This window comes from Enterobacter pseudoroggenkampii, assembly GCF_026420145.1.
GTDB lineage: Bacteria > Pseudomonadota > Gammaproteobacteria > Enterobacterales > Enterobacteriaceae > Enterobacter > Enterobacter pseudoroggenkampii.
The window spans coordinates 125136-151157 of the sequence record NZ_JAPMLV010000004.1 but is presented as its reverse complement, the minus strand read 5'-3'; the positions used below and the strand labels follow the sequence as shown (position 1 = coordinate 151157).

Genomic DNA, 26022 nt, shown 5'->3' with positions numbered 1-26022 from the left:
ATTAACCGGCGTTTGCCTTCACGATGTCATCGATCAGCTTGTTGACCGGATCGAGGCTAATTTCACGGGCGTTACTTTCATAAGCCGGGCTGCTGCGAACCTGGCTTGCCAGGATCTGACCGTCGCGGTTGGCGGTGTCGACCGTCACCAGCGTAGAGAGGCCGATACGCAGCGGGTGATCCGCCAGCTGTTTGGCATCCAGCTCAATACGCACAGGCAGACGCTGAACCACTTTGATCCAGTTACCGGTGGCGTTTTGCGCAGGCAGCAGGGAGAAGGCGCTGCCGGTCCCCATATCCAGACCAACCACTTTCCCGGTGTACTTCACGTCATCGCCGTAGATGTCGCTGACAACCGTCGCGGTCTGGCCGATACGCATATGGGCAAGCTGCGTCTCTTTAAAGTTGGCATCTACCCACAGATTGTCTGCCGGAACGACCGCCATCAGCGGCGTGGTTGGGCTAATCTGGGCCCCTGGCTGGACGGAACGACGGGAGACATAGCCGGTCATCGGGCTGACGATTTTAGTACGCTGCAGGGCAAGCCACGCGTTACGCACTTCGGTCGCCGCCTGCTGAACGGCGGGCTGGTTTTCCAGGCTGGTGCCCAGCACCATCGCCTGGTTGGCGTTGTACTGTTGAATGGCCACATCCAGCTGTGCCTGAGCGCTGGCCACGGCATCGCGGGCGTGCTGCAGCTCTTCACGGCCAATCAGGTTAGCCGTGCCGAGCGGCACGCGGCGGTTCAGGTCGCTCTGCGCCTGCGCCAGTGCCGTTTTCTGCACGTCGATGTTGGCCTGCAGCTGTTTGCTGTTGATCATCAGCTGGCGGGTCTGACGGACGCTGGAGGCCAGCGCGGTCTGTGCTTTTTCAAACGCCTGCTGGGCGTCGGTTGGATCGAGGGTAACCAACACATCGCCTTTTTGCACAAAGTCGGTATTGTCAGCCCAGACTTTCGTCACGCTGCCCGACACCTGCGCCATAATTTGTACCTGGTTCCCTGCTACGTACGCGTCGTCAGTCTCTTCAGCATGACGCAGTACTAAAAACCAATAGATCCCATATGCCACGGCAATAATGATAAAGAGCAAGGTCAACAGAAGAAGGGCGCTCTTACGTTTGCCTTTCTTGTTGCCCGGCTGCTGCGGGGTAGTGCTCTCCGCATTTGCGCTCATTGTAGTTCTCCACGATCTTCTTATTTTCACATCGGCTGAGCCGACCTGTTGTCAGAAAGGCCAGCAGTGTGACGTGCTGGCCTGTCGGTTTTCTTATGAATCTGGAATGGTGAGCGTGTCGTCGCGTTAGCGCAGCGCCTCAAGAACGGCGCCGTCTTCATCCATCTGGTCAAGACGGGTGAGCAGCTTGCGAGTGATGTGCTCAAGCTGGTCGCGCTCGGCGGTGCTGAGGACAGACCAGAGTTTGTGCAGGCAATTGTGCTGAGGTGGCAGCACCTCGCGCAGGAACTGGTGACCTTTATCGGTCAGTTGCAGATGCAGGCAGCGGCGATCGTTGTCGCTTTCACGGCGCTCAATCCAGCCACGCTTTTCGAGTTCATCGGCAATACGGGTCGCATTGGTACGGGAAGAGCCCAGCGCGCAGCTCAGTTCGGAAGGCTGAATGCTGTGATTTTCCTGAGACTCCAGCGTAATCAACGCCATAAACAACGTCTCGTTAATCCCTTGAGCTTTCAGCATTTTATTACGGTTTTCCAGTAGCTTACCCTGCATGTGCATGCACAGGCGAGTCAGCAGGATTTCCTGGTACGGGAAGTCCTCATGGCGACTGGCGCGGAATTTAAGCATTTGTTCAATGGGCGTAAACGAACTATCCATTTGGGCATAACCTCATTAATTACAGCCGATATAGTAACGATAGTGACAAATAATGTAAATGAATTATTTGTGCGGTTATATCCGCCAAATTAATGTCACCATCAGAAAGCGCCGGGTAAGTCCGTGACCCGGTGAGCACAGAAAGCGTAGGGTGTGAACCCACTGAAGAGAGGATGTGAGGACGGGGGTCTGAACTATTCATGCCGATTGTAAATATGTCACCCACATTAAAATTTCTGGGATAAATGATTACGTTTACATTAACAGAGTGAAAGGCCTCTTAACACCCTAAGAGGCCAACGCAATGTAAAACTTAGTGAATTGCATCCTGGCGATGGTAACCACGCCACCATACTAGCAGGTTAAGGGTGGCGACGATGGCCCCGATCGCACATACCCCCGACCAGCCTGCATGCTGCCACGCCGACGCTGAAATGAGCGAACCCGCCGCGCCGCCAATGAAGTAGCTGGTCATGTAACCGGCCGTCAGGCGGTTACGCGCCTCTGGCTTCACGCGATAGATGACGGTCTGATTGGTGATGTGAACGCCCTGAACGGTGAGATCGAGCACCAGGATGCCGACGATCAGCGCCAGCACCGAGACGTGCCCGTACCAGATTGCCGCCCAGGAGAGCAGAAGTAAAATCAGCCCTGCGGAGGTGGTCAGGTGGGATTTACCCTTGTCGGCCAGCCCGCCTGCGGGACGTGCGCCCAGTGCGCCTGCGGCACCGGCCAGACCGAACAGGCCAATCACCCCTTCGGAATAATTGAACGGCGGAGCTGCAAGCAGAAACGCCATCGACGTCCACAGAATGCTGAAGTTGGCGAAGGTGAAACAGCCCAGCAGGGCGCGGGTACGCAGAAGCTTATCCTGGGTGAACAGACTGAAAACGGAGGCCAGCAGTTGAGGATAGTTCAGGTGGTTTTCCTGCTTCACTTTTGGCAGCCCGCGCCACAGCGCCAGCGCCATGATGACCATCAGTACGCTCGCTACCCAGTATACGGTGCGCCAGCCGCCGAGGCTTGCCAGCAGCCCGGCAACGGTACGCGCCAGCAAAATCCCCAGCAGCAGGCCGCTCATGATGGTGCCCACCACCTTGCCGCGTTTTTCCGGGGAGGCGAGGGTCGCGGCGAGCGGGACCAGGATTTGCGCCACCACGGAGAACAGCCCCGTTAGCGCGGTACCGACGATCATCATCGTCAGCGACTGGCTGCTGGCGGTGATCAGCATCCCACCGGCGGCCAGCAGGGTCATGGAGACGATCAGCATTCGGCGTTCAAACATATCGCCGAGCGGCACCAGGAACAGCAGTCCGGCGGCATAGCCGAGCTGTGCAGCGGTAACGATAAAGCCTGCGGAGCTGGCGGAGAGATTGAACGCGCGGGCGATGGTGTCGAGAAGAGGCTGCGCGTAATAGTTGCTGGCGACCGCCAGACCCGTTGCCACGGACATTAAAAGGATGAGTGCGGGGCTAAGCCCTTGAGTGGTTTTTGTCATTAGTTTCAGGAATCGTTAGTTGAGTGATTATTTTTCCGGAAACCATAATAGCTAATGATTGTGAATGTTGGGGGATTGTTGGGTGATGGATTGTGCGGTTTAGGGGGATGGTGCGGTCTGGTGCCCCCTCACCCCAGCCCTCTCCCCAAAGGGGAGAGGGTTAGGGTGAGGGGCAGGGGGTTGTTTTTACTTCTGCGCCGCAAGCGCCTCTTTCACCCAGCCGTCAAACTGCTGCTGGTGGGCTTTGATCCAGCCGTCCACGTGGCCTTTCACATCCGCTTCGGAGGATTTACCCGCGTGCATCATCGCGTTCTGGGCGTTGATGTCCGCCAGCGGCAGCTTCATCACCGAGAACAGCTTCGCCGCTGCCGGGTTTTTCTCGGCCCAGGCTTTGTTCGCCACGATATGCATGGTGTTCACCGGGAAGCCGTAGTTCATGCCGTTCGGCAGCCTGGTGTCGATGTCTTTCTGCTCGCCCGGCAGGGAGGAGAACGGCACCTGCAGCCACACTACGTCTTTACCCGGCTTCAGCACGTCGCTCACCCAGTACGGCGTCCAGGTGTAGTAGATCACCGGTTTACCCTCTTTGAAGCGGGCAATGGTGTCGGCCATCATCGCAGAATAGTTGCCGTGGCTCACGTCGACCGTTTTCGCCAGATCGAAGGCTTTGTTCTGGTGATTAATCACCGCTTCACAGCCCCAGCCCGGCGAGCAGCCCATCATGTCGGCCTTGCCGTCACCGTTGGTGTCGAACAGTTTGGCGATCTTCGGATCTTTCAGCTGTTCAATGTTGGTGATATGGTACTTATCGGCGGTTTTCTTGTCGATCAGATAACCCTGCGCCGCGCCGGTCACGAAGGTGCCTTCGCGGTAGAATTTCTTGTCGCCACCGGCGGCGGCATACATATCGTCGTGCAGCGGCTGCCAGTTCACCGCGGTGAAGGTGGCGTCACCGGAAGCAATCGAAGTGTAGCCCACGTTGTAATCCACTTCGCTCGGCGTGTTGACCGTGTAGCCCAGCTTCTCCAGCGCGCGGCTGACGATCAGCGTCTGGAAGCTCTCTTCCGAAATGGTGCTCTGCACCGGCTGCACGGTAATGCCTTTGCCCGGCAGGTCAGCCGCGAAGGTGCTGGTGGAGACAAGGGTGGCAAACGCTGTGGCAAAAAGTACGTTATGTCGCATCGTTGTTCCTTATTTTGACTTCGTGAAAGGGCGGGTGAGTAACCCGACAGGGCCGGTGGTATACCAGCGACGGTTGCCGCGACTGCGTGAATCACGACCGACGGCCTGAGTCAGGCGGTCAAGAATAATGGCGAGGATCACGATGCCGACGCCGCCGACGGTGGCCAGCCCCATGTCGAGGCGGCCAATGCCGCGCAGCACCATCTGACCGAGACCACCAACGGCGATCATCGAGGCAATCACCACCATTGAGAGTGCCAGCATCAGCGTCTGGTTAACGCCCGCCATGATGGTTGGCATGGCCAGCGGGAGCTGAACCTTAAACAGCATCTGGCGCGGGCTGGCACCGAACGAGCGTGACGCTTCGATCAGGTCCGCAGGCACCTGGTTGATCCCGAGAATGGTCAGACGAATAATCGGCGGCAGGGCAAAGATAATAGTGACCACCACGCCCGGCACGTTGCCGATGCCGAACAGCATCACGATAGGCACCAGATAGACGAACGCCGGGGTGGTCTGCATTGCATCCAGCAGCGGACGGATAATCTTCGCTGCCCGCGGGCTGCGCGCCAGCCAGATCCCCATCGGCAGGCCGATGACAATGCAGAAGAGCAGGGCGGTCAGCACCAGTGCCAGGGTGATCATCGCCTGCGACCACGCGCCAATCGCGCCAATGGCAATCAGCGAAATCAGCGTGGCGACCCCCATCCCGGCGCTGCCAAACTGCCAGGCGATCAGAGAGAACAGGATAATGGCGACCGGCGCCGGCATGCCCAGCATCAACTGCTGGAAGCCGTTCAGGATGTAATCCACCGGGATGCGGATCCCCTGGAAAACCGGACGGAAGTGCGTGACCACCCAGTCGATCCCCTCCGTCACCCAGCTGTCCAGCGGGATCAGCGTTTTATGGAACGGATCCATGATGTTGAAGTGTTCTGGCGCAGGCGCGGGTGCGCTGTTCAGCCAGTCTGCCGCGCCGCCGTCGGCTGGGGCTGGCGTGGAACCCCACGCGTCGGCGGATTGCGCAGCGCTGTCCGCTGCTTCAGTGGTGCCCCACGGGTTTGATTGATCAGCCATTGTTTGCCCCCTCGCGATCTAAAGCCTGCAGCAGCATCCGTTTTGAGATGATGCCGACGTACTGTTGTTCCTCGCCCACGACCGGCACGGCGCACGGCGCCTGCCCTACGTGAGAGAGCAACTCGCTGAGCGGCGTTTCGGCGTCCACTGCAAGCGGAGCGTCAATTAACGCCGCATCGATTCCCCGGTTTTCGCCAAGCGCGGTTTTCAGGGAGTCGATGGAGACAACGCCAACAAATTTATTGCCGCGTTCAACCAGATAACCGTATTCACGGTCTTCGTCCTGCAGCAGCTTAAGCGCCGAGCGCGGGCCGAAACCTGGGGTTTTACGAATAATGCCGTTCGGCGTTCGACGGGCAATATCTTTGGCGCTAAAGACCTGGCTAATATCCACGCCGCGGAAGAAGGTGCGGACATAATCGTTCGCCGGATTATTGAGAATTTCATCCGGCGTGCCGACCTGCACCACTTCACCGTTTTGCATAATGGCAATACGGTCGCCAATACGCATGGCTTCATCCAGATCGTGGGAAATAAAGACAATGGTTCGCTGATGTTTAGCCTGTAATTTTACCAGCTCATCCTGCATCTCGGTGCGAATTAACGGATCGAGGGCGGAGAAGGCTTCATCCATTAATAAAATATCTGGATTAATGGCTAATGCGCGGGCTAATCCAACGCGCTGACGCATACCGCCGGAAAGTTCATCCGGGTACGCATGCGCATAATTTTCCAGCCCGACCTGACGCAATGCATCAAGGGCTTTTTCCTGACGTTCCTGAGCCGGCGTGCCGGCTAATTCCATGCCGAAGGCGGTATTATCCAGTACCGTCATGTGCGGCATTAGCGCGAATGACTGGAACACCATTGCGATCTTCTTTCTGCGCACCTCGCGAAGCTCAGCGTCTGATATTCTGGCGATATCCACGCCGTCAATCAGCACCTGCCCGCGGGTGGGTTCAATCAGGCGATTGAGAAGGCGAACCATAGTGGATTTACCCGAACCGGATAATCCCATGATGACAAAAATCTCGCCTTCTTCAATGGCCAGACTGGCGTCTTTAACGCCAAGCGATAGCCCGGTTTTTTCCAGAATTTGCTCTTTCGTAAGGCCTTTTTCAATATATTTGAATGCGCGCTGCGGATGCTCGCCAAATACTTTATAAAGATTTTTCACTTCTAATTTAATTGCCATGCAATAGAGAGTGTCCTGTTATTTGTTTATGTCGATATGATTACCATGGTAAATTGTTAACGGGCATAACCCTAACATACTGAGAATCTGAGACAACCCTGGGTTTGCTTATGACGTGAATTTTAAGGGAAGCGAAACGGCTGAATTTCCCATGAATAAAGGGCTGAGAGCGTTTTGAATTTTTCTCAATTTTTTGCTGCTGCATCGGGGAATTTCGCCTGGATCGGAATGATTCAGGCGAATATGACTCGGAAATGACAGTGTAGTTGCTTTGTAAATATTAGAGAGGAAATTGTTGGGTTTATATTAAATTAACGAACGTTAACGTTCATTAAAAATCCCAGTCTTCATCCTCGGTTTCCACCGCTTTGCCCATCACGTACGATGAGCCCGACCCGGAGAAGAAATCGTGGTTTTCGTCGGCATTGGGCGACAGCGCGGCCAGAATCGCCGGGTTCACCTCCGCCATCTCCGGTGGGAAAAGCGCGTCGTAGCCCAGGTTCATCAGCGCCTTGTTGGCGTTGTAGCAGAGGAAGGCCTTCACGTCGTCCTCCCAGCCGGTGCCGGCGTACAGTTCCTCGGTATAGCTCAGCTCGTTGTCGTACAGATCCATCAGCAAATCGAGCGCAAAGCCTTTAAGCTCCTCGCGCTTTGCCTCGCTGACTTTCTCCAGCCCTTTCTGATACTTATAGCCGATGTAATACCCGTGCACCGCTTCATCACGAATGATGAGCCGAATCAAATCGGCGGTGTTGGTGAGCTTGCCCCGGCTCGACCAGTACATGGGCAGCCAGAACCCGGAATAGAAGAGGAACGATTCCAGAAACACGCTGGCGATCTTCTTCTTCAGCGGCTCGTCGGCCCGATAATACGTCAGCACCAGCTCCGCTTTTCTCTGCAATGACTCGCTCGCTTCACTCCAGGCATAGGCCGCGTCCACGTCTTTGGTCTGGCACAAGGTGGAGAAAATCGAGCTGTAGGAGCGGGCGTGCACCGCCTCCATAAAGCTGATGTTCGACATCACCGCCTCTTCGTGCGGCGTCAGCGCGTCACTCATCAGAGCCGGTGCGCCGACGGTATTTTGAATGGTATCCAGCAGCGTCAGGCCGGTAAAAACGCGGATCGTCAGCTGCTGCTCGGCGTGGCTCAGCGTTTGCCAGGCCGGAATATCGTTGGAGAGCGGGACCTTTTCCGGCAGCCAGAAGTTGCTGGTCAGGCGGTTCCACACCTCCAGGTCTTTGTCGTCCTGGATTTTGTTCCAGTTAACGGCACTCACGCGTGACAGTTTCATCCTTTCTCCTTACAGCGCGCAGGACACGCAGCCTTCAATTTCGGTGCCTTCCAGCGCGAGCTGGCGCAGGCGAATGTAGTAGAGCGTTTTGATGCCTTTCTTCCAGGCGTAGATCTGCGCTCTGTTGATATCCCGCGTGGTGGCGGTATCCGGGAAGAACAGCGTCAGCGACAGCCCCTGATCCACGTGTTTTGTCGCCTCCGCGTAGGTATCGATGATTTTTTCCGGCCCGATCTCATACGCGTCCTGATAGAGCGCTAGGTTCTCATTGGTCATAAACGGGGCAGGGTAGTAAACGCGCCCGGTTTTGCCTTCTTTGCGAATTTCAATTTTCGATACGATCGGGTGAATGCTCGAGGTGGCGTGATTGATATAGGAGATCGAACCGGTTGGCGGCACCGCCTGCAGGTTCTGGTTGTAGATGCCGTAGCGCATCACGTCGTCACGCAGCTGCTGCCACATCTCACGCGTCGGGAGGGTAAACCCCGCGCGAGCAAACAGTTCGCGCACTTTTTCGGTTTTCGGCTGCCAGTCGCCTTCCAGATACTGGCTGAAATATTCCCCGCTGGCGTAGCGGGACTGCTCAAAGCCCGCGAAGCGCTGGTCGCGCTCGCGCGCCAGCATCATTGAGGTGTGCAGCGCGTGCCAGGTGACGGTGTAAAAATAGAGGTTGGTGAAGTCCAGTCCTTCCGGACTGCCGTAGGCGATGCCTTCCCTCGCCAGATAGCCGTGGAGGTTCATCTGCCCCAGCCCGATGGCGTGCGACGCGGCGTTGCCCGCTTCAATAGACGGCACGCTGCGGATGTGGCTCATGTCCGACACCGCCGTCAGCCCGCGAATGGCGGTTTCTATCGTGCGGCCAAAGTCGGGTGAATCCATGGTGTGGGCGATATTCAGCGACCCGAGGTTGCAGGAGATGTCTTTGCCGATCTCTGCGTAGTCCAGGTTTTCGTCGTAGGCTGACGCGCTATTGACCTGCAAAATCTCCGAGCACAGGTTGCTCATGTTGATGCGCCCGGCAATCGGGTTCGCGCGGTTCACCGTATCCTCAAACATGATGTACGGATAGCCGGACTCAAACTGAATTTCGGCAAGCGTCTGGAAGAAATCGCGGGCGTTGATGGTTTTTTTGCGAATGCGATCGTCGGCCACCAGTTCGTCGTAGAGCTCGCTGATGGCCACGTCGCCAAAGGCCTTGCCGTAAATTCGCTCGATGTCATACGGCGAGAAGAGCGCCATCTCGGCATTCTCTTTGGCGAGCTTAAAGGTGATATCCGGGATCACCACCCCCAGCGACAGGGTTTTGATACGGATTTTTTCGTCGGCGTTTTCGCGTTTGGTATCGAGAAAACGCAGAATGTCCGGATGGTGCGCGTGCAGGTAAACCGCGCCCGCGCCCTGGCGCGCGCCAAGCTGGTTGGCGTAGGAGAACGCATCTTCCAGCATCTTCATCACCGGGATCACGCCGGAGGACTGGTTTTCGATGCGCTTGATCGGCGCGCCCGCTTCACGCAGGTTAGAGAGCAGAAACGCCACGCCGCCGCCGCGTTTGGAAAGCTGCAGCGCCGAGTTCACCGCGCGGCCAATCGACTCCATATTGTCTTCGATGCGCAGCAGGAAGCAGGAAACCAGCTCACCGCGCTGGGCCTTGCCGCAGTTGAGAAAGGTTGGCGTGGCGGGCTGGAAGCGTCCGGAGAGGATCTCGTCGGTGAGCTGTTCCGCTAGCGCTTCATCGCCCTGCGCCAGGGTCAGCGCGACCATCACCACGCGGTCTTCAAAGCTTTCTAAGTAGCGTTTACCGTCGAAGGTCTTCAGGGTATAGCTGGTGTAGTATTTCCACGCGCCAAGGAACGTCTGGAAACGAAAGCCGCTGGCATGGGCGCGTTCAAACAGCTTCACGACGAAGGCGCGTTCATAGCGGGTGAGGACGCGCGCGTCGTAGTAGCCCTCGTTAACCAGATAGTCGAGACATTCATTCTGGCTTGCAAAAGTCACGCTGTTGGGCCGCACGTGGGCGGCAAAAAAGGCATCCACCGCCTCACGGTCTTTATTAAACTGAATGCGTCCCTCCCGGTCATAGAGGTTAAGCATGGCGTTTAATGCGTGGTAATCCGGCGTCGCCTGCATTACCCGTTCTGCGGTTGTCGTTGCCAAAATTCGTTCACTCCTTTACGCACGTTTTCGACGTCCTGCTGCGTCCCCATCAGCTCAAAGCGATAGAGATACGGCACGCCGCACTTTTGAGAGATGACATCTCCGGCGCGGCCAAAGGCATCGCCGAAATTGCGATTCCCCGCCGCAATGACGCCGCGGATCAGCTCCCGGTTATGGGGATCGTTCAGAAAGCGGATCACCTGGCGAGGCACAGCGCCCGCCGTACCGCCTCCGCCATAGCTGGGCACCACCAGAATGTAAGGTTCCTCTACCCGGATCCGCTCCCGCTCGTTAAGGGGAATGCGCACCGCAGGCAGCCCGACGCGCTCAATAAAGCGGAGCGTGTTTTCCGAGCTACTGGAGAAGAACACCAGCCCACTCATGCCCGGGCGGCCTGCGCGGCGATGCGGTTGATCATGTCCGGGCGGAAGCCAGACCAGCTGGTCTCCCCGGCCACCACCACCGGAAGCTGACGGAAACCCTGCGCGCGAAGGGTATCGGCGGCCTCGGGCTGCTGGTCAATATTCACCATCTCAAACGCCACGCCGCGGCTTTCCATTGCCCGTTTGGTCGCGTGGCACTGAACACAATCGTTACGAGTGTAAATAATAATGCTCATGATTCGTATTTCCATTTAAAATGAGAGAACGGCGCGAGTCATCGCGTCAGGTTGTGTGTGTCTTGCTAAAAGGAATACTAGATGTAGTTATCTTAAGTTTCAACCATACAAGATATGGGAAATTTAGATTGATGTTGTCCCGATGATGAGCACAGCGGGGCAGGGCAGGCTATACGGGTTTTACAGGCGAGAAGGCAAAGAAAAGCCCCGGCAGCCATTGGCCACCGGGGCAGATAACGGTGCGTGAGCGGGTTATTTACGCAGGCTAAGCAGAGCGCCCACAAAGATACCGACGGCCGCTACCGTGCCGAGCGTACAGAGCGGTTTCTCGCGCACGAAGGTCGTTGCGCAGCTAACCGCATCGCAGGCAGCCTGTGTCGTACGCGTGCGGCCGTTTAAGCGTGCGCGGGTTTCACGGAGCAGAGACTGAGCCTTACGTTTTGCGGCATCCGCTTCGTCCTTCGCGTCACTTCCCCAGGACTTCAGCACCTCTTCGAGCGTGTCCGCTAATTGGCTGACATCATTACGAATATCCTGAGCGTCGTCATTAATATCGTTTCGGTTCGGTCTGTTAAACATACGATCCTCCGTAATTTTGTGTTCCCGTTCAGTTTAGTTCAGAAATTTAATATCTGAAGCGCATCACGCGTTATCCGGCAGTTTATGGATTATTCTGAAAGCCCTGCTAATGCTGAATACTGTAAGGTTGCCGGGCAGGAAAAGATAACGAGGAAAAGATATGTATTTACGACCTGATGAGGTGGCGCGCGTTCTTGAAAAAGAGGGATTCACCATGGATGAGGTGACACCAAAAGCGTATGGATATCGCCGTGGCGATAATTATGTTTACGTTAATCGTGAAGCAAGAATGGGACGTACCGCTCTCATTATTCACCCGACGCTGAAAGACAGAAGTCTGTCATTTGCTGAGCCTGCCTCGGATATTAAAACCTGCGATCACTATCAGCAATTTCCGCTCTATTTGGGCGGTGAACGGCATGAGCATTATGGTATTCCGCATGGCTTCAGCTCACGCATGGCGCTGGAGCGGTTTTTGAAGGGACTGTTTGGCGACGTACAGTAAATTCGCGACTGGCGTGCGCCAGTCGCTTCACATCACGCTTTTGCCTGACTGTACTGGCTGACTTTAAACAGGCGGCGGCAGTAGTCGAGGAAATAGCCGTAAACCGCACCCATCAGCATTGAAATCACAATATTCGAACTGACCGCCGCAGCGATCTGGTGCCAGTCTGCACCCACTGTCAGCAGAATGGCCACGTAAACCGGCGACTGGAACGTCACATAGGCCAGGACGTCCGCCAGGTTTTTCACCCAGCCTGCGGGGCTGATACGACGCGCAAAACGCATGACGGCATCGCGGTATAAGCCGTAAGGCCATGCAATAATTATATTGACCGGGATCGCCACCAGACGAGAAGAAAGTGACTGCTCGAAGGACATTCCGGAGAGGAATATTTCGATCAGCATGTTCACAACGGAACAGTAGACAACCATCGCGAAAGTATCCGCCACGGCATGGCGAAGGCGTGATTGCGGTGAGAACATGTCTGAACTCCTTGAGAAGAACACAAAAGAAACGATTTTCCTGAAGCGATTAGTGCTTTAGGTTGGTTTGCTTGACGTGTATAGCGTATATCTCTGTGTTTGAACTAACAACTAGTGATTAATTTTTATTTAATCGCCTTTTGTCCACAAAATTCTCTAAAAGTGATTGTTTTTTATCCGGTTCGTTATAATCTGTCTCGATTGGCTGTTTTTTCAGGTAAATCAGATGGTTGGTGTTTATGGCGCCAGGGGGGGAATCGTTCCTCTTGTGCGAGGCGTAGAATGCTGAAATTTTGATTAAAGCTGACCATTTATATTGATGCGATGATTGAATCCATGCATATCCCGCAGGCGTTATACGATAATATTCGCAGTGATTTTTAAACATATTTACCCTACAGGCATGGCGCCCCCACGGGTAGATATTTCAGCGGAAATGAATTATTCTGTCGACGATTTATCTATTTACCCTAAAGAGAAGGTTTTCAAATAATATGTCTTTGACGTTACAGAATCTTAATAATATCCGAACTCTGCGCGCCATGGCGCGTGAATTATCCCTGGACGTTCTTGAGGAAACGCTGGAAAAGGTCAGGGTCGTTACTGAAGAGAAACGGAGTGAGCTGGCGGAATTAGAGCAGCAGCGTGCTGAACAGCAGGAAAAAATTAATGCCCTGCTGGAACTGATGAAAGCCGATGGTATTTCACCGACTGACCTTCTGGGCTCTGAAAGGGCGCTGACGGGTAATCCAGCGAAAAAGCGCAAGCCGCGTGAAGCAAAATATCGTTTTATTGACCAGAACGGTGAAGAGAAAACGTGGACCGGCCAGGGCCGCACGCCGAAGCCTATTGCCAACGCGCTGGCAAACGGTAAATCGCTGGATGATTTTCTGATCTGACAGGTGAGCCGGGCGGTACACGCCGCCCGGCTGGCTGTTCAGCAGACGCCGAAATCGCCTTCTTCGGTATACGGCGCCACATCGGCAGCTTTCAGAGTATATTTCTCGCCTTGCTCATTGCTGGCCTGAACCGCCACAATGCTGTCACCGTTCACTTCGAGCACTTTCAGTTTCGGGCCGCCTTTACGCGGTTGCACATAATCACCGACAGAAAACATATTACCTCCTCATCGTTTTAGCGATCTTCACCTTAGCCCACGCCTGACGCCGGGTACAGCATATTTCAGCGATTACTGCTTATGAGGTACGCCGGTTCCAGGGCATTACCCTGAGCAGTCGCGCCATACCGCAAAAGCCCGTCACACCGGCGAACAGCAGCCCGGCTCCGACAAAACCGCTGAGCAGGAAAAAAGCGCCGGAGACGCTATAGCCCAGCACCACGCCGCAGAGAATGAGCAGCCCGGCAGCAATTTGCACCTGACGCATCAGCGGCAGCGGCTGGGATTTGTCTTCGACGGTCGGCAGCCCGGCCTGCTTCCAGCCCTGAATGCCCCCTTCGACCACAAATGCCTGAGCGGGCGCGGCGGCCCGCGCAAGGCGGTCGGCATTGCCTGAGGTGCGGGCACCAGACTGGCAGTGAAAAATCACCGTATCCCCCGCCTGCACGTTAAGACCGCCGGGGAAGGTATCCAGCGGCACGGGCTGCGCGGCGGGAATATGCTCGCGGGCGTACTCGTCGGCATCACGAATATCAATCAGTTTTGCGCCTTCAGCGATGCGGGCGCTGGCCTCGCGCGGTGAAATAAGGGGAAGTGACATGGCGGCTCCTTACGGGCAATAAAGGGTTTTCAGGGTGCTGATGAGCTGATGCACCGCATCGTTTTTAATGAAATAGAGAATGCGCTGCGCGTCGCGGGTGCTGTCGATAAGACCTTCATCACGCATGCGCGCCAGATGCTGCGACGTGGCGGAAGGACTTAGCCCCGTCGCGCGGGCCAGTTCCCCCGCGCTGGTGCCGGGGGCGCCGCACAGGGTGCAGAGGATCAGCAGTCGACGCGGGTTGCTCATCGCTTTTAAAAGGTTTGCGGCCTGCTCTGCGCTGGCCTGAAGCTGTTCGAGTTCGGTCATGATAGTTTAGTATTTGCTTAATTAAGATAATGCTAAAGTAATTATGCGCATTACGCCAGCGTCAAAAGCGTAAAAGAGGGTAAACGCAGGGGAGAGAACTGGCGCAGACAGGTAAACTGGCTATGCTTAGAGATAGTTCTCTTTATTATTTTCAATGGATTAGCTTGCACGGAGTTTTGATATGGGTTTTTGGCGTATTGTTTTTACCATCCTGTTGCCGCCGCTGGGCGTGCTGTTGGGCAAAGGTTTCGGCTGGGCGTTTATTATCAACATTATTCTGACGCTGCTGGGCTACATCCCGGGTCTTATCCATGCCTTTTGGGTTCAGAGTAAGAACTAAGCGCGCCAGAGTAAGTCGCTGTAGATCCCGGTCAGCACGCCCTGGGGGCCAAACTGCTGTTTGATCCAGCGCGTGACCTGGCCGGTCGCGGCATGCTGCGTGGCGAGCAGCATGCGCGAGTCCTGACGCGGGTTATTGATACGCCGCGTCACCAGCAGCCCGTCTTCCACCGCTTCCCGCGCCATATACTCCGGTAAAAAACCTATCCCTTCGCCCAGGATCTGACACTGGCATTTGGTATTAAAGTCCGGCACCAGAATGGCTTCCTGTCCGTGCAGCAGCCAGCCGACCTTCTTGTTAATGGTGTGCGCAGTATCTTCCACCATGATGTTGGGGTACAGGCGCAGCTGGCTCTCCGCTATCGGTTCCGGGACGAAGGCCAGCGGGTGTTCCGGCGCGATGGCAAAGACCCAGCGGATGGCGCCTATCTCGGTGTAGTCAATCCCGCCGCCGTCGAGCAGCGTGTCCGGTGCGCCGATGGCGATATTGGCCTGGTTGTTGATGATGGAGTCCCACACGCCGTTATAGACCTCGGTGGTGAAGGTGATCTGGCAGGTGGGAAACTGTTTTTTCAGCACCTGCAGAAGCCGCGCGGTATGGCGCGGCGTATACAACAGCTGGTTAATACAGATGCGCACCCGCGCCTCGATGCCCTGTGAGATGGTATCAATCCCGCGCTTGATGGCGTGAAAGTCGTTAAGCAGGTCGGTGGCCTTACGGTAAAAGTAAAAGCCGGACTCGGTCAGCTCAATGCTGCGCGTGTTACGCACAAACAGCACCACGTCCAGCCCGGTCTCCATGCGCTTAATGGTGTAGCTGATGGCGGACGTGGTGACGCCCAGCTCGGCGGCGGCTTTGCTGAAGCTGCCGAAGCGTGCGGCGGTAGTAAAGGCCAGCAGGTTCTCTTCGGTAAAGATGGAATTCATATCTCACTCCCGTCAGTCATCAGTTTTGAACATATTTTAACAGCGTTGTTACAACGCATTTGAAGCCGATCACAGTTCTGACTCTTTGCTGAAAGCCCTGGTGCGTAAGGCTTCCTCAGGCATAAGCATAATGCAGTCTCGAGCGCTAAAAAGCGGATAAACATAAGAAAAAGGTTGCACAGACGCACGTTTTGACCGGTTTGTTGAATTTAACTCAACAATGAATTGGCTGTCGATGAATCATTTTTAAGCGGATTCTTTTATGACCAGGCTGTTGCTATTCTCAGGTCAACAGAAATAAAAACATCAGGAGTCTGAATATGTCTGCAACTGAACTCGTTACTGAATTTCTGCTGGCGGCAGAGGAGGGCAATAGCGATGCGCTAAAAGCCTGTCTGGAGAAAGGCGTGGATATTAACGCCACCAACCGCCAGAAAAGAACCGCCGTTATTATTGCCAGCCTGAAAAAACATTATACCTGCGTAGAGTTATTAATTGCCGCCGGAGCGGATATTGATAAACAGGACCAGACCTGCTTTAACCCTTTCCTCATTAGCTGCCTGACGAATGATTTAACTCTCCTGCGGCTGGTATTGCCCGCGAACCCGGATCTCGACCGCCTGACGCGCTTTGGCGGCGTGGGCATTACGCCAGCCAGTGAAAAAGGGCACGTGGAGATCGTACGCGAGCTGCTGGAAAAAACCGATATCAACGTCAACCACACCAACTTTGTTGGCTGGACGCCGCTGCTGGAAGCCATCGTCCTAAACGACGGCGGCGCAAAGCAGCAGGCGATCGTGAAGCTGCTGCTGGATCACGGCGCGAACCCGCACATGACCGACAAATACGGCAAAACCCCGCTCGAGCTGGCGCGGGAGAAAGGCTTCACTGAGATTGCTGACCTGCTGCTGGCGGCAGGCGCATAGCGCATTCGGCCAGTCATTTCCGGCTGGCCGTTAATTCAAAAGTATTTTTACCGACGTGCATTTTGCACGACGGCGGCCCCCTTTTATCCGTATTCAGGAGAAAACAATGCCAACCAAAATCGTTATAAAAAAGAATACGTATTTTGATTCGGTGTCATTAATGTCCGTTTCCACCAAAGCCAATAAATTGCCGGGCGTCGACCAGGCGTTTGTGGCCATGGCGACGGAGATGAATAAAGGCGTATTAAAAAACCTCGGGCTATTAACGCCGGAATTAGCGGAAGCCAAAAACGGCGACCTGATGATCGTGATTAAAGGCGACGCGGCGAATGATGAAACGCTGGCCGCTATTGAAGCGCTGTTCACGCGTAAAGAGAGCGCAGGTTCCCATGAAGCTCGCTACGCGACGATTGCCAGTGCCAAAACCCATCGCCCGGACAGCAACCTTGCGGTGATTTCCGTCAACGGCACCTTCGCCGCCCGCGAGGCGCGTCAGGCGCTGGAAAACGATCTCAACGTAATGCTCTTCTCCGATAACGTGTCGCTCAACGACGAGCTGGCGCTGAAGCAGCTGGCGCACCAGAAAGGGCTGCTGATGATGGGGCCGGACTGTGGCACCGCCATCATCAACGGCGCGGGGCTGTGCTTTGCTAACGCGGTGCGCCGCGGCTCGATTGGCATCGTCGGCGCATCCGGCACCGGCAGCCAGGAGTTGAGCGTGCGCATTCACGAATTCGGCGGCGGCGTATCGCAGCTGATTGGCACCGGCGGGCGCGATCTCAGCGAGAAAATTGGCGGTCTGATGATGCTCGACGCCATCGACATGCTGGAAGCCGACGAGGGCACAGAGGTGATTGCGCTGATCTCCAAACCAGCGGCGCCTGCCGTGGCAGAAAAGGTGCTGGCCCGCGCCCGCGCCTGCCGCAAGCCGGTGGTTGTTTGCTTCCTCGGGCGCAGCGAACCGCCCGCCGATGAGGACGGCCTGCAGTTTGCGCGCGGCACCAAAGAGGCAGCCCTGAAGGCGGTCCTGCTCACCGGCATCAAAAAAGAGTCCCTTGATCTGCATCCGCTCAACTGGCCTTTGATTGAAGAAGTGCGCGCCCGCCTGACTCCGCAGCAGAAGTACATTCGCGGCCTGTTCTGCGGCGGCACCCTGTGCGACGAGGCGATGTTCGCGGCGCTAGCGAAATTCGACGACGTCTACAGCAATATCCAGCCGGATCCCGCTAAACGCCTGCAGGACGTCAGCGTCAGTAAAGCCCATACCTTCCTCGACTTTGGCGACGACGACTTCACCAACGGCAAGCCGCACCCGATGATCGACCCGACCAACCGCATCGGCCGCCTACTGCAGGAGGCCCGCGACCCGGAGGTGGGCGTTATCGTGATGGACTTCGTGCTGGGCTTCGGCGCGCACGAGGATCCGGTCGGCGTGATGCTCGACGCCATTAAGGAGGCGCAGGCCATCGCGAAAGCCGATAACCGTCCGCTGGAAATCCTCGGCTACGTGTTGGGTACCGACCAGGATCCGCAGTCGCTGGCGCAGCAGTGCCAGCTGCTGACCGACGCAGGCGTCATCTGGGCCAGCAGCAGCACCAACACCGGATTACTGGCACGCGAATTTGTCTGCAAAGGGGAGAACGCATAATGACCACCTTATTCAACCAGCCGCTGAACGTCATCAACGTCGGCATCGCGATGTTCAGCGACGATCTTAAAAAACAGCACGTACCCGTCACCCAGCTCGACTGGACGCCGCCGGGGCAGGGCAATATGCAGGTCGTTGAGGCGCTCGACCAGCTGGCGGAAAAACCGCTGGCGGAGAAGATCGCCGCCGCCAACAAGCTTGCGCTTGAGCGCATTATTCAGTCCCATCCGGTGCTGGTGGGCTATGACCAGGCGATTAACGTTGTGCCGGGGATGACCCGCACCACCATTCTGCACGCCGGTCCGCCTGTCTCCTGGGAAAACATGTGCGGCGCGATGAAGGGCGCGGTCACCGGGGCGCTGGTGTTTGAAGGGCTGGCGAAAGATCTGGACGACGCGACACGGCTTGCCGCCTCCGGGGATATTACGTTCTCGCCGTGCCACGAGCACGACTGCGTGGGCTCGATGGCGGGCGTCACCTCCGCGTCGATGTTTATGCACATCGTTGAGAACAAAACCTACGGCAACCGCGCCTTCACCAACCTCAGCGAGCAGATGGCGAAGATCCTGCGCATGGGGGCCAACGACCAGAGCGTGATCGACCGCCTGAACTGGATGCGCGACGTGCTCGGTCCGATGCTGCGCGATGCGATGAAGATTATCGGCGAAATCGACCTGCGGCTGATGCTGGCCCAGGCGCTGCACATGGGCGACGAGTGCCACAACCGCAACAACGCGGGCACCACGCTGCTGATCCAGGCGCTGACGCCGGGGCTGATTCAGGCGGGCTATCCGGTGGCGCAGCAGCGCGAGGTATTTGAGTTTGTCGCCAGCAGCGACTACTTCTCCGGCCCGACGTGGATGGCGATGTGTAAGGCCGCGCTGGACGCCGCTCACGGGATTGAGTACAGCACCGTGGTCACTACCATGGCGCGCAACGGCTACGAGTTTGGCCTGCGCATTTCCGGCCTGCCGGGGCAGTGGTTCACCGGCCCGGCGCAGCAGGTGATCGGCCCGATGTTCGCGGGCTATAAGCCGGAAGACTCCGGGCTGGATATCGGCGACAGCGCCATCACCGAAACCTACGGCATCGGCGGTTTTGCGATGGCGACGGCCCCGGCAATCGTTGCGCTGGTGGGCGGCACGGTGGAGGAAGCTATCGACTTCTCCCGCCAGATGCGCGAAATCACCCTCGGCGAAAACCCGAACGTCACCATTCCGCTGCTCTCGTTTATGGGGGTTCCGACCGCCATCGACATCACCAGAGTCGCGGGCAGCGGCATTCTGCCGGTGATTAACACCGCCATTGCCCACAAAGACGCGGGCATCGGCATGATTGGGGCGGGCATCGTTCACCCGCCGTTTAGCTGTTTTGAAAAGGCGCTGTTGACCTTCCGCGATCGCTACTTTTTATAAGGCAAGCATCCATGAAAAACATGAAGCTGGAGTGGAAAAGAGGTGACTGGGCGGCGTATTTCGGGTTGATGACCAACAACCTGACCAATTTGCTGACCATGATGGGGCTGCTCATTTTTGTCGTCGGCATCCCGAAGGAGATTGTTTATGGACGCATCGCGCCGGCCTTCGGGCTGGCGGTGCTGACCGCGAGTATTTGCTATGCCTGGTTCGGCATGCAGATGGCGCGCGCCACCGGACGAACGGACGTCACCGCGCTGCCGTCCGGCCCGAGCGCGCCGTCAATTTTTACCGTGACCTTCCTGGTGCTGATGCCGGTTTATCAGCAGACCGGTGATGCGGAGTTTGCCATCCAGATTGGCCTGGTGTGGTGCTTTGTTGAGGCGATGATCCTCGCGGGCGGCTCGTTTTTAGGGGAAACCATCCGCAAGATGATCCCGCGCACCGTGCTGCTGTCGTGCCTGTCCGGTTTGGGTCTACTGCTGCTGGCGATGAACCCGATGCTGCAGGCGTTCGAGGCGCCGACAGTGTCGTTTATCGTGCTGCTGCTGATCTTCATTAACTGGTTTGGTAAAAAGCCGATTTTCGCCCGCATCCCGACCGGCCTGCTGCTGCTGATAGCCGGTACCGCACTGGCGTGGATCTCCGGCCTGCAGAGCCCGGAAGCGATTAAAGCGTCCATGTCATCCTTCGGCTTTAACCCGCCGCAGGTGCACGTGGAGGGCTTCCTGCAGGGCCTGCCGCACGCGCTGCCGTATCTTGCCTCTGCCGTGCCGCTGGGGCTGGCGAACTACATCTTTGACCTGGAAAACATCGAAAGCGCTCACGCGGCGGGGGATGAATACCCGACGCGCAAGGTGATGCTGGCAAACGGTCTGGCCTCCATGCTCGGTTGCCTGATGGGGAACCCGTTCCCGGTGACGGTCTACGTCGGCCATCCCGGCTGGAAAGCGATGGGCGCGAGCATCGGCTACACGCTGGCCTCCGGCGTAACCATGTTCATCGTGCCGCTGTTCGGGCTGGGGGCGTTTATGCTCGCCATCATTCCGATGACCGCCATCGTGCCGATTCTGGTGTTTATCGGCGTGGTCACCGCCAACCAGGTGGTGAGGGAAACGCCCAAAGTAGAGGTACCCGTCATCTTCATCTGTCTGTTCCCGTGGATCGCCAACTGGGCGCTAACCATGATGAACAGCGTGATGGGGGCGGCGGGCACGAATGCCGCCAAAATCGGTACCGACGTGCTGCACAGCAAAGGGATCTACTACGAAGGATTAGTCCATCTGGGGAACGGGGCACCGCTCGCCAGCATGCTGTGGGGCTGTATCGCCATTTTCGCCATCATCAACAAACCGCTGCGCGGCGCCGTTGCGGCTGCGGGTGGGGCACTGCTGGCGCTGTTCGGGGTGATCCACGCGCCGGTCGTGGGCTTTGCCGAAGGCAGTTCGCTGATGTTCGTCACCGCATATCTGATGATGGGCGGCATGTTTGTGGTGAAGCATGTGCTGGATAGCCGCGAAGCGGCGAGCGCTGAGCCGGGTACCGTTGCGAAGGAGCACGTATGAAAGAGCTTATGGTCGTCGCCATTGGCGGCAACAGCATTATCAAAGACAACGCCAGCCAGTCGATTGAACATCAGGCGCAGGCGGTTAAAGCGGTGGCAGAGTCGGTGCTCGAAATGCTGGCCTCCGACTATGACATCGTGCTCACCCACGGCAACGGTCCGCAGGTGGGACTGGATCTGCGCCGCGCCGAAATCGCCCACGAGCGGGAAGGGCTTCCCCTCACGCCGCTGGCAAACTGCGTGGCGGACACCCAGGGCGGCATCGGCTACCTCATTCAGCAGGCGCTGAACAACCGCCTTGCCGCGCGCGGGGAGCAAAAAGCGGTCACGGTCGTCACGCAGGTGGAGGTGGATAAAAACGATCCCGGTTTTACGCACCCGACGAAACCGATCGGCGCGTTCTTCAGCGAGGTACAGCGCGACGAGCTGCAGCGCACGCACCCGGACTGGCACTTTGTTGAGGATTCGGGCCGGGGATATCGCCGCGTGGTGGCTTCACCGCAGCCGCTGCGGATTGTTGAGGCGGGTGCCATTAAGACGCTGACCCAAAAAGGGTATGTCGTCATCGGCGCGGGCGGCGGCGGGATCCCGGTCGTGCGCAGCGAACAGGGGGATTACCAGAGCGTCGACGCGGTGATTGATAAAGATCTCTCCACCGCGCTGCTGGCGCGGGAGATTGGCGCCGACGTGCTGGTGATTACCACCGGCGTGGAAAAGGTATGCGTCAACTTCGGCAAGCCAAACCAGCAGGCGCTGGACACCGTTAACGTGGCGCAGATGAGGCGTTATATGGAGGAAGGCCACTTCCCGGCAGGAAGCATGCTGCCCAAAATCGTCGCTTCGCTGGAATTTTTATACCACGGCGGCAAACGCGTGATTATCACCTCGCCGGACTGCCTGCCCGCCGCGCTGCGCGGGGAAACCGGTACCCATATTTTGAATGAAGGAAGATAAGATGAGTGAAAACAAAAGCCGCCGTGAATTTATCAGCCAGAGCGGCAAAATGGTCACCGCCTGCGCGCTGTTTGGCGCGACCGGATCCGTCGCGTATGCTGCTGACTCCGCAAAGCCACTCTGCGAGACCGGTAAGCCTGTGAATATCACCGCGAAACATTACTATCTGGACAACGTGCTGCTCGAAGCCGGGTTTAACGTCGACGGCGGCGTGGCGACGAGCACCCGCACCGAGCTGAAAACGCTGGAAATCAAGGACGGGAAGATCGTCGCCCTGCGCGACAACAAGCGCCACGCCGACGCCTCGCTGCCTCACTACGATGCGGGCAACAAGCTGATGCTCCCGGCGATGCGCGACATGCACATCCATCTGGATAAAACCTTCTACGGCGGCCCGTGGCGATCCCTGAACCGCCCGGCGGGCACCACGATTCAGGACATGATCCGCCTTGAGCAGAAGCTGCTGCCGGAGCTGCAGCCCTACACCCAGGAGCGGGCGGAAAAGCTGATCGACCTGATCCAGTCGAAAGGCTCCACCATCGCCCGCAGCCACTGCAACATTGAGCCGGTTTCCGGCCTGAAAAACCTGGAAAACCTGCAGGCGGTGCTGGCGCGCCGCAAATCTGGTTTTGACTGCGAAATCGTCGCCTTCCCGCAGCACGGGCTGCTGCTGTCGAATTCTGAAAAGCTGATGCGCGAAGCGATGCAGGCCGGGGCGCACTACGTGGGCGGGCTGGATCCAACCAACGTTGACGGCGCGATGGAGAAATCTCTCGATCTGATGTTCCAGATTGCGCTGGACTACGACAAAGGGGTGGATATTCACCTGCACGAAACCAGCCCGGCGGGCGTGGCGGCGGTGAACTACATGGTCGAAACCGTGGAGAAAACGCCGGAGCTGAAGGGGAAACTCACCATCAGCCATGCCTTCGCGCTGGCGACGCTCAACGAGCAGCAGGTGGATGATATCGCCACCCGCATGGCGGCGCAGCAGGTGACCATCGCCTCCACCGTGCCGATTGGCACCCTGCATATGCCGCTGAAGCAGCTGCGCGAGAAGGGCGTGTTTGTGATGACGGGGACCGACAGCGTAATCGACCACTGGTCGCCGTACGGTCTGGGGGACATGCTGGAGAAAGCGAATCTCTATGCGCAGCTCTATATTCGCCCAAACGAGCAGACGCTCTCCCGCGCGCTGGGGATTGCGACCGGCGACGTGCTGCCGCTGAACGACAAAGGCGAGCGCGTGTGGCCGAAAGCGCAGGATGACGCCAGCTTTGTGCTGGTGGATGCCTCCTGTTCCGCCGAAGCCGTGGCGCGTATTTCCCCGCGTACCGCAACGTTCCATAAGGGAAATCTGGTCTGGGGCGTAGTGGGTTGATGTGCATTTCTCCCTCTCCCTGTGGGAGAGGGTTGGGGTGAGGGCATCAGGCCGCAGGCAATGCTTTATACTGGGAGTCACATTCTTAAAGAGGGATCTGCCATGGCACAAAACATCTACGACAACCCGGCGTTTTTCGAAGGCTACGCCCAGCTTCCGCGCTCGGTTCAGGGTCTGGACGGCGCGCCGGAGTGGCCTGCGCTTAAGGCCATGCTGCCGGATTTAACCGACAAATCGGTTGTCGATCTCGGCTGCGGCTACGGCTGGTTCTGCCGCGCCGCGCGTGAGCTGGGCGCGGCTCACGTCACGGGGGTCGATATCTCAGAAAAGATGCTCGCCCGCGCGGCTGAACTGACTGACGACGCACGGATTCACTATCAGCGTAGCGATCTGGAATCACTTAAGCTCAACGAGAACAGCCTCGATCTGGTCTACAGCTCTCTGGCGCTGCACTACCTGCCGGAGCTGGATACCCTGTTTGCGAAGGTTCAGCGCGCGCTTAAGCCCGGCGGCAGCCTGGTCTTTTCGATGGAGCATCCAATATACACCTGCGCCTCCCGTCAGGGCTGGCTGACCGACGATAGCGGCGAGCGGTTCTGGGGCGTGAATCGTTATCAGGACGAAGGCCAGCGCGTCAGCAACTGGCTGGCGGACGGGGTGATCAAATACCACCGCACGCTGGGCACCACGCTTAACGCGCTCATCAGGGCCGGATTAACGATAAGCGAAGTCAACGAGTGGGGGCCAACGCAGGCGCAGATTGACGCCTGGCCCGCGCTGGCCGAAGAGGCGGAGCGCCCGATGCTGGTGCTGATCGCCGCCCGCAAGGATCAGTAGCCGACCTTGTATACGCGCCCGGTCTGCACGCCTTCCACGCTGCGGCGGTAGGCCTGCGCCACGGTCGCGGCGGGAACGCTTTCGAAGCCCGGGAAGAAGCCGTCGTACGTCTCGACGGATTCGGTGAGGACCGTCGGGCTAATCAGGTTGATGCGGATCCCGCGCGGCAGTTCGCAGGCTGCCGCACGAACAAACCCTTCCAGCGCGGCATTCACCGTGGTGGCGTTCACGCCCTGCGCAATCGGCTCGTGCGCCACAATTCCGCTTATCAACGTAATCGAGCCGCCTTCATTCAGGTAGTGCTGGCCGGTTAGCGCCAGGCGCACCTGCCCGAGCAGTTTATCCTGCAGGCCCTGGTTGAAGTCGCTGTCTTTCATGGTCGCGAGCGGGCCGAAATAGAGGCCACCGCTGGCGGACACAATCGCATCTACCGGACCGATTTTCTCAAACAGCGTCTGGACGCTCGCCTGCGAGGTGATATCCACCTGCTCGTCGCCCTGCGTGCGGCCGACGCGGATGACCTCGTGGCGACGACTCAGCTCTTCCGTTACCGCACGACCGACCGTACCGCTGGCACCAATAATGACGATTTTCATAGCTGACTCCTTCTGTTGTGAGCCTTTATTCTTTAATAAATAAAAATGCAGATAAACTGGGCTAAAGTTAGAAGATTGCTAACCAAGGGTTTGGAATATGGATAAGCTTCGCAGCATGGAGACGTTTATTGCCGTGGTGGAAAGCGGCAGTTTTACCGGTGCGGCGGCACGGCTGGAGATGTCGGCGGTGATGGTGGGCAAGTACGTTGCGCTGCTGGAATCACAGCTTGGTACCCGCCTGCTGGAGCGTAACACGCGCCGTCAGAGCCTGACGGATGCCGGACGCGTCTATTTCGATGAGGCGAAGCGGGTGCTGGAGCAGGTCTCCATTGCTGAGAATGCAGTCGAGCGGCTCCGTGCTGCACCTGCCGGAACGTTGCGCGTCACGGCACCCACGTCGTTTGGCGGCTGCGTGATTGCCCCGCTGACGGCCACCTTTTTGCAGTGCTACCCGGAGGTACGCATCGAGCTGGATCTCACCAATCGGATGGTCGATCTGGTGGAGGAGGGCGTCGATCTGGCCATTCGCATTGGTGACGTTCGTAATGACGATCTGGTGGCGAAATATCTGTGCCCCTACAACATGGTGATCTGCGCCGCACCGGACTATTTAGCGCGACACGGCACGCCGCAAACGCCAGACGATCTGGTGGATCATCTCTGTCTTTCGCACACGGTGTGGACTGCACGCAACGAGTGGCGGCTGCCGGGCGTGGAAGGAGAGGTGCGCTGGAAGCGGGATGCGATCTTAAGATGTAACGACGGCTACGGCTTACGCATGGCGGCGCGGGCCGGGGCGGGGCTGTTGCTGCAACCGGAAGTGCTGGTGGCGGAAGAGCTGGCAAGCGGCAGGCTGGTGCGCGTGCTTGAGCCGTTCACGCCCGCGCCAAGGCCGGTGCATTTATTGTGGCGTCAGGATCTACGTCAACTGCCTAAGCTTACGGAATTTATCGCCCATATTCTGCTAAGATTGGGCACAATATAAAAAAAGAAGG

General features: G+C 57.4%; 28 protein-coding genes. 11 read left to right on the top strand and 17 right to left on the bottom strand.

The genetic code is table 11. The features are described 5' to 3' along the window. Window position 1 precedes the first annotated feature (1 nt). From emrA to OTG14_RS17655, 11 genes are all read right to left on the bottom strand, one after another. Window positions 2–1174 carry a multidrug efflux MFS transporter periplasmic adaptor subunit EmrA gene (gene emrA / locus OTG14_RS17705; protein ID WP_029742047.1) on the bottom strand — a complete coding sequence of 391 codons (1173 nt, stop codon included), beginning with the start codon at window positions 1172–1174 and terminating at the stop codon, window positions 2–4. A 126-nt stretch (window positions 1175–1300) separates the two neighbouring features. Next, entirely contained in the window at window positions 1301–1831 is a 531-nt protein-coding gene (mprA, locus tag OTG14_RS17700) for a transcriptional repressor MprA (protein ID WP_023333174.1), read from the bottom strand. 313 nt (window positions 1832–2144) lie between these two features. Beyond that, window positions 2145–3329 (bottom strand): MFS transporter, encoded by a 1185-nt coding sequence (locus tag OTG14_RS17695; protein ID WP_032647999.1) that lies wholly within the window; start codon window positions 3327–3329, stop codon window positions 2145–2147. 186 nt (window positions 3330–3515) lie between these two features. After that, window positions 3516–4511 (bottom strand): glycine betaine/L-proline ABC transporter substrate-binding protein ProX, encoded by a 996-nt coding sequence (gene proX / locus OTG14_RS17690; RefSeq protein ID WP_024907687.1) that lies wholly within the window; start codon window positions 4509–4511, stop codon window positions 3516–3518. A gap of 9 nt (window positions 4512–4520) precedes the next feature. Beyond that, window positions 4521–5588: a glycine betaine/L-proline ABC transporter permease ProW gene (gene proW, locus OTG14_RS17685; RefSeq protein WP_148768864.1), complete on the bottom strand. Its 1068-nt coding sequence runs from the start codon at window positions 5586–5588 to the stop codon at window positions 4521–4523. Continuing rightward, window positions 5581–6783 (bottom strand): glycine betaine/L-proline ABC transporter ATP-binding protein ProV, encoded by a 1203-nt coding sequence (proV, locus tag OTG14_RS17680; protein ID WP_024907685.1) that lies wholly within the window; start codon window positions 6781–6783, stop codon window positions 5581–5583. Before proV ends, proW begins: the two co-directional genes overlap by 8 nt. A gap of 331 nt (window positions 6784–7114) precedes the next feature. Then, a complete protein-coding gene (gene nrdF / locus OTG14_RS17675; protein ID WP_061714575.1) occupies window positions 7115–8074 on the bottom strand; it encodes a class 1b ribonucleoside-diphosphate reductase subunit beta in 960 nt (319 codons plus the stop codon). A gap of 9 nt (window positions 8075–8083) precedes the next feature. Continuing rightward, window positions 8084–10228 (bottom strand): class 1b ribonucleoside-diphosphate reductase subunit alpha, encoded by a 2145-nt coding sequence (gene nrdE, locus OTG14_RS17670; RefSeq protein ID WP_267215529.1) that lies wholly within the window; start codon window positions 10226–10228, stop codon window positions 8084–8086. Beyond that, the gene (gene nrdI, locus OTG14_RS17665) at window positions 10201–10611 is read right to left on the bottom strand and encodes a class Ib ribonucleoside-diphosphate reductase assembly flavoprotein NrdI (RefSeq protein WP_032647987.1); all 411 of its coding nucleotides are present in this window, start codon (window positions 10609–10611) and stop codon (window positions 10201–10203) included. The genes nrdE and nrdI overlap by 28 nt, the downstream gene beginning before the upstream one ends. After that, the gene (gene nrdH, locus OTG14_RS17660; protein ID WP_008502570.1) at window positions 10608–10847 is read right to left on the bottom strand and encodes a glutaredoxin-like protein NrdH; all 240 of its coding nucleotides are present in this window, start codon (window positions 10845–10847) and stop codon (window positions 10608–10610) included. Before nrdH ends, nrdI begins: the two co-directional genes overlap by 4 nt. A gap of 252 nt (window positions 10848–11099) precedes the next feature. After that, window positions 11100–11426, bottom strand: coding sequence for an ElaB/YgaM/YqjD family protein (locus OTG14_RS17655; protein ID WP_008502569.1), 327 nt, complete (start codon window positions 11424–11426; stop codon window positions 11100–11102). A 160-nt stretch (window positions 11427–11586) separates the two neighbouring features. On the opposite strand from OTG14_RS17655, the gene OTG14_RS17650 reads away from it, so the two are divergent. Continuing rightward, window positions 11587–11931 carry a DUF2002 family protein gene (locus OTG14_RS17650; RefSeq protein ID WP_024907681.1) on the top strand — a complete coding sequence of 115 codons (345 nt, stop codon included), beginning with the start codon at window positions 11587–11589 and terminating at the stop codon, window positions 11929–11931. Between the two features lie 32 nt (window positions 11932–11963). On the opposite strand, the gene alaE is transcribed toward OTG14_RS17650, so the two are convergent. Then, window positions 11964–12413 carry an L-alanine exporter AlaE gene (alaE, locus tag OTG14_RS17645; RefSeq protein WP_008502567.1) on the bottom strand — a complete coding sequence of 150 codons (450 nt, stop codon included), beginning with the start codon at window positions 12411–12413 and terminating at the stop codon, window positions 11964–11966. Window positions 12414–12907: 494 nt separating this feature from the next. On the opposite strand from alaE, the gene stpA reads away from it, so the two are divergent. Beyond that, window positions 12908–13312, top strand: coding sequence for a DNA-binding protein StpA (gene stpA / locus OTG14_RS17640; RefSeq protein WP_024907680.1), 405 nt, complete (start codon window positions 12908–12910; stop codon window positions 13310–13312). A gap of 38 nt (window positions 13313–13350) precedes the next feature. Here the strand turns inward: stpA and OTG14_RS17635 are convergent, their stop codons facing one another. From OTG14_RS17635 to OTG14_RS17625, 3 genes are all read right to left on the bottom strand, one after another. Continuing rightward, window positions 13351–13530 (bottom strand): YodC family protein, encoded by a 180-nt coding sequence (locus tag OTG14_RS17635; RefSeq protein WP_023308920.1) that lies wholly within the window; start codon window positions 13528–13530, stop codon window positions 13351–13353. A gap of 79 nt (window positions 13531–13609) precedes the next feature. Further along, a complete protein-coding gene (locus OTG14_RS17630) occupies window positions 13610–14131 on the bottom strand; it encodes a rhodanese family protein (RefSeq protein ID WP_267215528.1) in 522 nt (173 codons plus the stop codon). Between the two features lie 9 nt (window positions 14132–14140). Beyond that, entirely contained in the window at window positions 14141–14440 is a 300-nt protein-coding gene (locus OTG14_RS17625) for an ArsR/SmtB family transcription factor (protein WP_048990873.1), read from the bottom strand. 181 nt (window positions 14441–14621) lie between these two features. Between OTG14_RS17625 and OTG14_RS17620 the strand changes: the two genes are divergently transcribed. Beyond that, window positions 14622–14780: a YqaE/Pmp3 family membrane protein gene (locus OTG14_RS17620; protein ID WP_032645235.1), complete on the top strand. Its 159-nt coding sequence runs from the start codon at window positions 14622–14624 to the stop codon at window positions 14778–14780. Here OTG14_RS17620 and OTG14_RS17615 read toward each other — a convergent pair. Beyond that, window positions 14777–15706 carry a LysR substrate-binding domain-containing protein gene (locus tag OTG14_RS17615; RefSeq protein ID WP_267215527.1) on the bottom strand — a complete coding sequence of 310 codons (930 nt, stop codon included), beginning with the start codon at window positions 15704–15706 and terminating at the stop codon, window positions 14777–14779. The two genes, OTG14_RS17620 and OTG14_RS17615, sit on opposite strands and share 4 nt — an antisense overlap. Before the next feature lie 320 nt (window positions 15707–16026). Here OTG14_RS17615 and OTG14_RS17610 point away from each other — a divergent pair, with 320 nt between their 5' ends. From OTG14_RS17610 to OTG14_RS17580, 7 genes are all read left to right on the top strand, one after another. Further along, a complete protein-coding gene (locus tag OTG14_RS17610; RefSeq protein ID WP_267215526.1) occupies window positions 16027–16632 on the top strand; it encodes an ankyrin repeat domain-containing protein in 606 nt (201 codons plus the stop codon). A gap of 106 nt (window positions 16633–16738) precedes the next feature. Continuing rightward, window positions 16739–18280 carry an acyl-CoA synthetase FdrA gene (gene fdrA, locus OTG14_RS17605; protein ID WP_024907674.1) on the top strand — a complete coding sequence of 514 codons (1542 nt, stop codon included), beginning with the start codon at window positions 16739–16741 and terminating at the stop codon, window positions 18278–18280. Further along, window positions 18280–19695 carry a YlbE family protein gene (locus tag OTG14_RS17600; RefSeq protein ID WP_267215525.1) on the top strand — a complete coding sequence of 472 codons (1416 nt, stop codon included), beginning with the start codon at window positions 18280–18282 and terminating at the stop codon, window positions 19693–19695. The genes fdrA and OTG14_RS17600 overlap by 1 nt, the downstream gene beginning before the upstream one ends. A gap of 11 nt (window positions 19696–19706) precedes the next feature. Then, window positions 19707–21260 carry a hypothetical protein gene (locus OTG14_RS17595; RefSeq protein WP_048226635.1) on the top strand — a complete coding sequence of 518 codons (1554 nt, stop codon included), beginning with the start codon at window positions 19707–19709 and terminating at the stop codon, window positions 21258–21260. Continuing rightward, window positions 21257–22213 carry a carbamate kinase family protein gene (locus OTG14_RS17590; protein ID WP_267215524.1) on the top strand — a complete coding sequence of 319 codons (957 nt, stop codon included), beginning with the start codon at window positions 21257–21259 and terminating at the stop codon, window positions 22211–22213. The genes OTG14_RS17595 and OTG14_RS17590 overlap by 4 nt, the downstream gene beginning before the upstream one ends. Window position 22214: 1 nt before the next feature. Then, complete coding sequence (locus OTG14_RS17585) at window positions 22215–23594, top strand: amidohydrolase family protein (RefSeq protein ID WP_267215523.1); 1380 nt, start codon at window positions 22215–22217, stop codon at window positions 23592–23594. A 102-nt stretch (window positions 23595–23696) separates the two neighbouring features. Continuing rightward, window positions 23697–24431, top strand: a complete 735-nt coding sequence (locus tag OTG14_RS17580; protein WP_267215522.1) for a class I SAM-dependent methyltransferase — start codon at window positions 23697–23699, stop codon at window positions 24429–24431. On the opposite strand, the gene OTG14_RS17575 is transcribed toward OTG14_RS17580, so the two are convergent. Then, window positions 24425–25027, bottom strand: coding sequence for a short chain dehydrogenase (locus OTG14_RS17575; RefSeq protein WP_267215521.1), 603 nt, complete (start codon window positions 25025–25027; stop codon window positions 24425–24427). The two genes, OTG14_RS17580 and OTG14_RS17575, sit on opposite strands and share 7 nt — an antisense overlap. Before the next feature lie 97 nt (window positions 25028–25124). Here OTG14_RS17575 and OTG14_RS17570 point away from each other — a divergent pair, with 97 nt between their 5' ends. Next, complete coding sequence (locus OTG14_RS17570; protein ID WP_157189629.1) at window positions 25125–26012, top strand: LysR family transcriptional regulator; 888 nt, start codon at window positions 25125–25127, stop codon at window positions 26010–26012. Window positions 26013–26022: the final 10 nt, after the last annotated feature.

What these genes read in the sequence shown, in the direction of transcription:
- mprA (WP_023333174.1), bottom strand. Translation starts at nt 1,831, where the DNA reads ATGGATAGTTCGTTTACGCCCATTGAACAAATGCTTAAATTCCGCGCC.
- OTG14_RS17595 (WP_048226635.1), top strand. Translation starts at nt 19,707, where the DNA reads ATGAAAAACATGAAGCTGGAGTGGAAAAGAGGTGACTGGGCGGCGTAT.
- OTG14_RS17600 (WP_267215525.1), top strand. Translation starts at nt 18,280, where the DNA reads ATGACCACCTTATTCAACCAGCCGCTGAACGTCATCAACGTCGGCATC.
- OTG14_RS17650 (WP_024907681.1), top strand. Translation starts at nt 11,587, where the DNA reads ATGTATTTACGACCTGATGAGGTGGCGCGCGTTCTTGAAAAAGAGGGA.
- OTG14_RS17575 (WP_267215521.1), bottom strand. Translation starts at nt 25,027, where the DNA reads ATGAAAATCGTCATTATTGGTGCCAGCGGTACGGTCGGTCGTGCGGTA.
- emrA (WP_029742047.1), bottom strand. Translation starts at nt 1,174, where the DNA reads ATGAGCGCAAATGCGGAGAGCACTACCCCGCAGCAGCCGGGCAACAAG.
- OTG14_RS17655 (WP_008502569.1), bottom strand. Translation starts at nt 11,426, where the DNA reads ATGTTTAACAGACCGAACCGAAACGATATTAATGACGACGCTCAGGAT.
- alaE (WP_008502567.1), bottom strand. Translation starts at nt 12,413, where the DNA reads ATGTTCTCACCGCAATCACGCCTTCGCCATGCCGTGGCGGATACTTTC.
- OTG14_RS17630 (WP_267215528.1), bottom strand. Translation starts at nt 14,131, where the DNA reads ATGTCACTTCCCCTTATTTCACCGCGCGAGGCCAGCGCCCGCATCGCT.
- OTG14_RS17580 (WP_267215522.1), top strand. Translation starts at nt 23,697, where the DNA reads ATGGCACAAAACATCTACGACAACCCGGCGTTTTTCGAAGGCTACGCC.
- proV (WP_024907685.1), bottom strand. Translation starts at nt 6,783, where the DNA reads ATGGCAATTAAATTAGAAGTGAAAAATCTTTATAAAGTATTTGGCGAG.
- nrdF (WP_061714575.1), bottom strand. Translation starts at nt 8,074, where the DNA reads ATGAAACTGTCACGCGTGAGTGCCGTTAACTGGAACAAAATCCAGGAC.
- OTG14_RS17635 (WP_023308920.1), bottom strand. Translation starts at nt 13,530, where the DNA reads ATGTTTTCTGTCGGTGATTATGTGCAACCGCGTAAAGGCGGCCCGAAA.
- stpA (WP_024907680.1), top strand. Translation starts at nt 12,908, where the DNA reads ATGTCTTTGACGTTACAGAATCTTAATAATATCCGAACTCTGCGCGCC.
- fdrA (WP_024907674.1), top strand. Translation starts at nt 16,739, where the DNA reads ATGCCAACCAAAATCGTTATAAAAAAGAATACGTATTTTGATTCGGTG.
- proW (WP_148768864.1), bottom strand. Translation starts at nt 5,588, where the DNA reads ATGGCTGATCAATCAAACCCGTGGGGCACCACTGAAGCAGCGGACAGC.
- OTG14_RS17695 (WP_032647999.1), bottom strand. Translation starts at nt 3,329, where the DNA reads ATGACAAAAACCACTCAAGGGCTTAGCCCCGCACTCATCCTTTTAATG.
- proX (WP_024907687.1), bottom strand. Translation starts at nt 4,511, where the DNA reads ATGCGACATAACGTACTTTTTGCCACAGCGTTTGCCACCCTTGTCTCC.
- OTG14_RS17590 (WP_267215524.1), top strand. Translation starts at nt 21,257, where the DNA reads ATGAAAGAGCTTATGGTCGTCGCCATTGGCGGCAACAGCATTATCAAA.
- OTG14_RS17625 (WP_048990873.1), bottom strand. Translation starts at nt 14,440, where the DNA reads ATGACCGAACTCGAACAGCTTCAGGCCAGCGCAGAGCAGGCCGCAAAC.
- nrdI (WP_032647987.1), bottom strand. Translation starts at nt 10,611, where the DNA reads ATGAGTGGGCTGGTGTTCTTCTCCAGTAGCTCGGAAAACACGCTCCGC.
- OTG14_RS17610 (WP_267215526.1), top strand. Translation starts at nt 16,027, where the DNA reads ATGTCTGCAACTGAACTCGTTACTGAATTTCTGCTGGCGGCAGAGGAG.
- nrdH (WP_008502570.1), bottom strand. Translation starts at nt 10,847, where the DNA reads ATGAGCATTATTATTTACACTCGTAACGATTGTGTTCAGTGCCACGCG.
- OTG14_RS17620 (WP_032645235.1), top strand. Translation starts at nt 14,622, where the DNA reads ATGGGTTTTTGGCGTATTGTTTTTACCATCCTGTTGCCGCCGCTGGGC.
- OTG14_RS17585 (WP_267215523.1), top strand. Translation starts at nt 22,215, where the DNA reads ATGAGTGAAAACAAAAGCCGCCGTGAATTTATCAGCCAGAGCGGCAAA.
- OTG14_RS17570 (WP_157189629.1), top strand. Translation starts at nt 25,125, where the DNA reads ATGGATAAGCTTCGCAGCATGGAGACGTTTATTGCCGTGGTGGAAAGC.
- OTG14_RS17615 (WP_267215527.1), bottom strand. Translation starts at nt 15,706, where the DNA reads ATGAATTCCATCTTTACCGAAGAGAACCTGCTGGCCTTTACTACCGCC.